Source organism: Ideonella sp. (assembly GCF_036277275.1).
GTDB lineage: Bacteria > Pseudomonadota > Gammaproteobacteria > Burkholderiales > Burkholderiaceae_C > Ideonella.
In genome coordinates this window covers 1-6791 of the sequence record NZ_DASUNH010000170.1, presented here as the reverse complement: position 1 = coordinate 6791, position 6791 = coordinate 1, and the positions used below count along the sequence as shown (strand labels likewise).

8 protein-coding genes are annotated in these 6791 nt (G+C 66.2%); 4 read left to right on the top strand and 4 right to left on the bottom strand.

The genetic code is table 11. From position 1 onward, the window contains the following. From VFY73_RS29015 to VFY73_RS29005, 3 genes are all read left to right on the top strand, one after another. Positions 1–345, top strand: a 345-nt coding sequence (locus tag VFY73_RS29015; RefSeq protein WP_329725074.1) for a carbohydrate ABC transporter permease, incomplete at its 5' end; no start/stop codon positions are given. A 50-nt stretch (positions 346–395) separates the two neighbouring features. Further along, positions 396–1235, top strand: coding sequence for a carbohydrate ABC transporter permease (locus VFY73_RS29010; protein ID WP_329725073.1), 840 nt, complete (start codon positions 396–398; stop codon positions 1233–1235). Positions 1236–1263: 28 nt separating this feature from the next. Then, the gene (locus VFY73_RS29005) at positions 1264–2403 is read left to right on the top strand and encodes a sn-glycerol-3-phosphate ABC transporter ATP-binding protein UgpC (protein WP_329725072.1); all 1140 of its coding nucleotides are present in this window, start codon (positions 1264–1266) and stop codon (positions 2401–2403) included. A gap of 4 nt (positions 2404–2407) precedes the next feature. Here VFY73_RS29005 and VFY73_RS29000 read toward each other — a convergent pair whose 3' ends face one another. Together VFY73_RS29000 and VFY73_RS28995 are read right to left on the bottom strand one after the other, a co-directional pair. After that, entirely contained in the window at positions 2408–3448 is a 1041-nt protein-coding gene (locus VFY73_RS29000; RefSeq protein ID WP_329725071.1) for a hypothetical protein, read from the bottom strand. Positions 3449–3509: 61 nt separating this feature from the next. Then, the gene (locus tag VFY73_RS28995) at positions 3510–3692 is read right to left on the bottom strand and encodes a hypothetical protein (RefSeq protein WP_329725070.1); all 183 of its coding nucleotides are present in this window, start codon (positions 3690–3692) and stop codon (positions 3510–3512) included. Between VFY73_RS28995 and VFY73_RS28990 the strand changes: the two genes are divergently transcribed. After that, complete coding sequence (locus VFY73_RS28990; protein WP_329725069.1) at positions 3691–4209, top strand: CHRD domain-containing protein; 519 nt, start codon at positions 3691–3693, stop codon at positions 4207–4209. The genes VFY73_RS28995 and VFY73_RS28990 overlap by 2 nt on opposite strands. A 113-nt stretch (positions 4210–4322) precedes the next feature. Here the strand turns inward: VFY73_RS28990 and VFY73_RS28985 are convergent, their stop codons facing one another. Further along, entirely contained in the window at positions 4323–5513 is a 1191-nt protein-coding gene (locus tag VFY73_RS28985) for a glycoside hydrolase family 18 protein (RefSeq protein ID WP_329725075.1), read from the bottom strand. 314 nt (positions 5514–5827) lie between these two features. Continuing rightward, positions 5828–6791: glycosyl hydrolase family 18 protein (locus VFY73_RS28980; RefSeq protein ID WP_329725068.1), on the bottom strand; the 964-nt coding region annotated here is incomplete at its 5' end.

Genomic DNA, 6791 nt, shown 5'->3' with positions numbered 1-6791 from the left:
ATCGAGGCCGCCACCGTCGAAGGCGCCAGCCCGTGGCGCATCTTCTGGGCGATCCGGCTGCCGCTGATCCTGCCGACGCTGGGGCTGGTCAACATCCTCACCTTCGTCGGCAACTTCAACGCCTTCGATCTGATCTACGCCGTCAAGGGCGCGCTGGCCGGGCCGAACTACTCGACCGACCTGCTCGGCACCCTCTTCTATCGCACCTTCTTCGGCTACCAGTCGCAAGTTGGTAGCGCGACGATGGGCGCCGCGCTGGCCACGCTGATGTTCCTTGTCATCCTGGGCGGTGTCGGCGTGTACTTCCTATTCATCCAGCGGCGGCTGCGCCGTCATGCCCAATGAATACAGCCCCGCCGTCCCTGCTGACAGATCAGGCCGCCAAGCGTGCATTGATGTCGCCCACCATCGCCAAGCCATTGCGCGCGGGCTTCGTGCACCTCGTGCTCGGCGGCTACACGCTGTTGGTGCTCTGCCCGATATTGCTGGTGCTCATCAACTCGTTCAAGTCGCGCAAGGCGATCTTCGACGATCCGCTGGCACTGCCCACTGCCGCCAGCTTCAGCATCGTCGGCTACGCCAAGGTGCTGGGCAATGCCGCGGTCGGTGGCATGTTCCTCAACAGTGTCATCGTCACCGGCGTGTCGATGGCCCTGATCCTGCTGTTCGGCGCGATGGCCGCCTGGGCGCTGACCGAGTACCGCTTCCGCGGCAACCGGCTGCTCGCGCTGTTCCTAGCGTTCGGGATCATGGTGCCGATCCGCCTCGGCTCGGTGTCGATCCTGCAGACGATGGTGGCGCTGGACCTGGTCAACACGCTGACGGCGCTGGTGCTCGTCTACGTGGCGCAGGGGCTGCCGCTGGCGGTGATGATCCTGTCGGAGTTCATCCTGCAGGTGCCGCGCGAACTGAAGGATGCGGCCCGCTGCGATGGCATCGGCGAATTCGAGATCTTTTTCCGCGTCGTGTTGCCGCTGCTGAAGCCCGCCGTGGCCACCGTCGCCGTCTTCACGATGGTGCCGATCTGGAACGACCTGTGGTTTCCGCTGATCCTCGCGCCCGGCGAGAGCACGCAGACGATCACGCTCGGCGTGCAGCAGTTCATCGGCCAGTTCGCCACCGACTGGAACGCGGTGCTCGCGGCGCTGTCGCTGGCGGTGCTGCCCGTGCTGTTGCTCTATGCGCTGGTCTCGCGCCAGCTGATCCACGGCATCACCGCCGGCGCGGTCAAGTGAATACCTTCTTCTTCAGAACGAGCCCTCCATGACCCGCGTCACCCTGGACAACGTGTCCAAGACCTATGGCAGCACCTCGGTGCTGCAAGGCGTGAACCTGCAGATCGACAGCGGCGAGTTCGTCGTGCTGGTCGGCCCCAGCGGCTGCGGCAAGACCACGCTGCTGCGCATGATGTGCGGGCTCGAAGAGATCAGCGGCGGCGAGCTGCGCATCGGCGACGAGGTGGTCAACCACCTGCCGCCGGCCAAGCGCGGCATCGCGATGGTGTTCCAGAGCTATGCGCTCTACCCGCACATGAACGTGTTCGACAACATGGCCTTCGGGTTGAAGCTGCACGGCGCCGACAAGGCCGAGCGGCAGCGCCGCATCGAGAAAGCCGCGCGCTCGCTGCACATCGATCACCTGCTGGAGCGCAAGCCGCGCGAGCTCTCGGGCGGGCAGCGCCAGCGCGTGGCCATCGGCCGCGCGATCGTGCGCGAGCCGCGGCTGTTCCTGTTCGATGAGCCGCTGTCGAACCTCGACGCCTCACTGCGCGTGAAGACGCGCGTCGAGCTGGCGCGGCTGCACCGCGACCTGGGCGCGACGATGGTCTACGTGACGCACGACCAGGTCGAGGCGATGACGCTGGGCGACAAGATCGTCGTGATGCACGAAGGCTGCGTGCAGCAGGCCGGCGCGCCGCTGGATCTGTACCAGCAGCCAGCGAACCGTTTCGTCGCCAGCTTCATCGGCTCACCGCAGATCAACCTGCTGCCAGCCAAGATCACCGCCACCAGCCCGGTCGTGCAGCTGGAGCTGCCGTTCGGGCAGCCCGCCACCGCCACTGTCGAGGCGACCACCAAGCTGCTCGAAGGCCAGGCGGTCGAGATCGGCGTGCGGCCCGAGCACCTGCGTCTCACCGGCGTCGAGGCGCCGCCGCCCTTTGCCAACGGCCTGCGGCTCGACGCCGATGTGACGCTGGTGGAGCAGCTGGGCGAAGCACACCTCGTGCACTTGCGCGCGCACGACCACCACGAGCTGGTCGTGCGCGGCAACGCCCACACGCGGCTGCGCGCAGGCGACCGCGTGGTCGCGTGGGCACCGGCCGAGGCGCTGCACGTCTTCATCACCGACGGCCGCGCTTGCCGGCGGCTGTTTCCCGAAGGAGCGGCGCCGGCCGCGCACTGAAAAACTACTGCGGCGACAGGACAAGCACGCGGTAGCCGAACTGCGTCCGGTCGCGGGCGCTGACGAGGATCTGCCCCTTGGCATTGATGGCGTAGGCCGCCTCGATCATCCAATGCTTGCGGTCGGCCGGCGACAAGGCATCGTTCAGGTCGAACGTGCTCGCGCCGTCGAAGGCAAATCCTCGCACCCCCTTGCCGTGGACCAGGGCCGAGCCCACCGCCCAGCCGGAATCGTTGATGCTGTAAGCGCGGCCGTCGCGCGTGTCGGGCAACGCGGGCATCTCGCGCATCTGCCCCTTCTCGTAGATGAATGCGCGGGTCTTGAACATGCCGTCGGTCGACGATTCGCCCACCACCTGGCCATGCCGGTTGATGGACCGTGCCGCGGCGATGTAACCGCCGGGCAGCACGCCCAGGTCCTTGATGCGCCCGTCGCGATAGGTGACGGCGTGGTACTCCCCATCGGCCGTCATCGCGCTGCCAGCAATCACGCCGGCCTCATTGATCGCGAGCGCGGTGCCCCAGTCGCCGCCGAGGGTCGGCAGCGGGGTCATCACACCAGCTTGCCAGACGAAAGGCATGTCGTTGCCGCCCGCGTCCCGGGAAGAGCCGACAACCTGCCCCAGCTTGTTGCTCGCGTACGCGGCGCTGTAGCCACCAGCAGCCAACGCTCCCAGGTCTTCGACGGTGGTGCCGTCGAAGCGAAACGCATGGGCGACGCTGCCGGCCGGTGACTCGCCCACCACCACGCCCAGCTCGTCGATCGCGCTGGCCTTCACGCCAGTCGCGCCGCTGGTGTTGGGCAAGGCCGGGATGCGAACACAAGCCGACCGGGTGCAGCGGTAGCCGCCACCGTCAGCGTCGTCGCTATCGACGTTCTCGGCGACCCATCCACGCTTGTTCAGGCCTGCCGGCGACTGCAGCAGACTGTCCAGCGGCGTGGCGTCGATCGTGTACGTGGGGTGCGCCCAGGCCAGCTGGACGGCGGCTGCCAGTGCGGCCCCCGCGAAGGAACGAAGCAGTCGGGTCGAGCGGAAGTCGATCATGGTGCCCTGACGTAAGTCGTTATCTGATGGTTCCATGCAGATGGCCCCGGCGAGCTGGTGATCATGCCACCGCCAGCAGCGGATGGGTGCCCCGATTGATCAGATCTTCTTCAATCACGTTCAGGGCCTGCAAAAGAACAGCGCGGAAGTAACCAAATGACCCGGCAAGGGCACTCACCGCTGGGCTGTCGCTGGCCAGACGTCGGCCAACCAGCCCGTTCCCATCTATCAAGGAGTTCAGCATGCCAAGAACCCGACCCCCCCGCCTCGGCACCCTGCTCGCAGCTGGCTTGTGCAGCGTTGCTGGCGTCACCCAGGCCCACGATGTCGACGCTCACCTGGACGGCCTTTCCGAGGTGCCCTCCGTCGCAACGACAGCGACAGGCAAGTTCTCTGCCAACATCGACGAGACCGGCGGCATGATCACCTACCGCCTGGCCTACAGCGGCCTGGAAGGCGAAGTGCGCCAGGCGCACATCCACTTCGGGCAGCGCAAGGTCAATGGCGGGGTCATGCTCTGGCTCTGCCAGACCACCTTCAACCCCGATCCGACCGGCCTGGCGCCCACCTGCCCGCAATCGGGTGCGGTGACGGGCACCCTTACCGCCGCCAACGTCGTCGGCCCCACGGGTCAAGGCGTGGACGCCGGCGGCTTCGCCGACGTGGTGGCCGCCATCCGGGCGGGAGCCGCCTACGCCAATGTCCACACCACCAAGTTCCCCGGCGGCGAGCTCCGCGCGCAGTTGAACGACAAGGAATGACCGCAGCGGGTTGACCCGCAAGAAAGAAGGCGCACCGGGCAAGGCCGGCGCGCTTCATTTCAGAGAATGACCCGGCGGTCAGGCGATCAAGGGCCTGACCGTGCCGGGTGGTCTCACTTCCAAGGCGACACGTCCAGCATCGGGTCGTCAACGAAACCCAGCATCTGCGATACCTTGTGGCCGATCGGTCCAGGCGAGGCGATCTGGGCTGTGCCGCAGGCGCCGCTGGCCGTCTTCGTGAGGTGCCAAAGCATCGCGCCATCATGCACGTTCTTGTTCGGACTCTTGCTCTTCTTGACCGCAGCCGAGAAGCGCTGCACCGAGTACGGCGCATCGATCGACTTGCCGTACTGGTCCTGCAGGATGCGCGAGCCGGTGCACTGGGCGTCTGGGTTGTTGACCACCAGCATGCCACCGGCCCAGCCTTCGGGCGCCGTCTCGAAGCCGATCGAGACCACCGTGTTCTTGCCCCACAAATTGCGGTACTGCTTGTAGGCGACCACGCCGTCGTAGTGCTCGTAGCGGGCGTCATACGACATCACGTTGACCACGTCGAACATCTTCGCGACATCCGGATGGTCGCGCACCAGCAGGCGCTCGCGGCCGGCGTTGCCGCCCCAGTACGACAGCTTGCCTGCGCAGTCGGCCATGTTGGTCGTTTCCGCGGTGCAGTCGGCACCGGTCGACCAGCCCGCCACGGTCAGGAGGCGGCCGCCGCCGGCCTTGTCCACCGCCTTGCGCATGGCCTTGGTGACGTTCGCATAACGCGTCACGTTCGCGTCCAGCTCGTAATCGACATCCAGGCCGTCAATGCCGAGGTCGGTCATGATCTTGGCCAGCGCATCGATGCGCGGCCCCGACCCCGCCTGCCCTTCGGCAGCCAGGCCGTCCCAGTCGTAGTAGGTCGCACCACCGACCGCAAGGATGACCTTGAGCTTGCGCATGTGCAGCACATTGATCGCCGCCTTCACGCTCGCTGGTGTCGACTGGAACTCGATGCCGGTGCCGACCCACGAGTTGGCTGCGAGGCCACCCCAGCTGAAGTTCGGCGTCGCGAACGAGATGACGGCGTGCGTGTAGGTGGCCGGCACGCGGGCGAGCCTGCTGACGGCCCAGACCTCGGCCGGTGTCTTGCCGGTCGCGTCGAAATACGGATCGAGCCAGGTCGCGAAGTAGCCGGTGTAGTAGCGGCCGTCCGGCTTGGTGCTCAACGCCTCGGGCGGCAGGTCGGCCGCCAGCGCCGGCGTAGCAATGGCCACGGCCATGAGCGCATGGCCGAACAGTGAAGACAACTTGGATTTCATGGACACGATGGGTTCTCCCATTGAGTGCATTGACGAACGGCAACCCGGCGCGACCGGGTTGCGCGACAAGAGCCACGAAAAAAGGCGCCGGGTCGTCGGCGCCTTTTCATTCAGTGCAGCGTTCGACGCTATGCGGAACATAAAACCGCGCCTTTGGCCGCCTGGCGTCGTTGCAAATCCTCGCGATGCCACCGGGCATCGCTGTGGTTTGCGCCTACCCAGACGACCAAATCCATCGGTTTTCTGACGTTCCGCCTAGCATCGAACACTGCACTAGTGCAGTCGGGACCGACGCCCGATCGCACTTCGGCCCATCACTTCCAGGGTGCTTCGTTCAGCAGCGGATCGTTGACGAGGCCCAACATCTTGGCGCTCTTCTGGCCGATCGTGCCCGGCGAGGCGATCTGGGCCGAGCCGCAGCTGCCGCTGGCCGTCTTCAGGATGCTCCAGATCATCGCGCCGTCGTGCGGGTTCTTGTTCGGGCTGGTGCTCTTCTTGACGGCCATGTTGAAACGCGCCACCGAATACGGCGAATCGAGGTTCTTGCCATACTGGTTTTGCAGGATGCGCGAGCCCGTGCACTGGGCGTCGGCGTTGTTGACCACGAGGATGCCGCCGGCCCAGCCTTCGGGCGCCGGCTCGAAGCCGATCGAGACCACGGTGTTCTTGCCGAACAGCTTGCGGTACTGCTTGTAGGCCATGACGCCATCGTAGTGCTCGAAGCGGGCGTCGTACGACATCACGTTGACCAGGTCGAACATCTTGGCGACATCGGCATGGTCACGCACCAGCAGGCGCTCGCGGCCGGCATTGCCGCCCCAGTAAGAGAGCTTGCCGGCGCAGTCCGCCATGTTCGAGGTCGCGGCAATGCAATCCGCACCGGTCGACCAGCCGGCCACGGCCAGGATGCGGCCGCCGCCAGCCAGATCCACCGCCTTGCGCAGTGCACGCGTCGAGTTGGCATAGCGCGTGATGTCGGCGTCGGCTTCGTAGTCGACGTCCAGGCCGTCGAAGCCCAGGTCCTTCATGATGTTCGCCAGCGCCGTGATGCGCGGGCCCGAGCCCGCCGCGCCTTCGGCCGCCAGCGGTGACCAGTCGTTGTAGGTGGCGCCGCCAACCGCCAGGATGACCTTCATCTTGCGCAGGTGCAGCACGTCGATCGCAGCCTTGATGTCCTTCGGCGTGGCAGTGAAATCGATGCCGGTACCCGACCACGAGTTGGCTGCCAACCCGCCCCAAGAGAAGTTCGGGTTCGCGAACGAGGCGGTCACGTGGGTG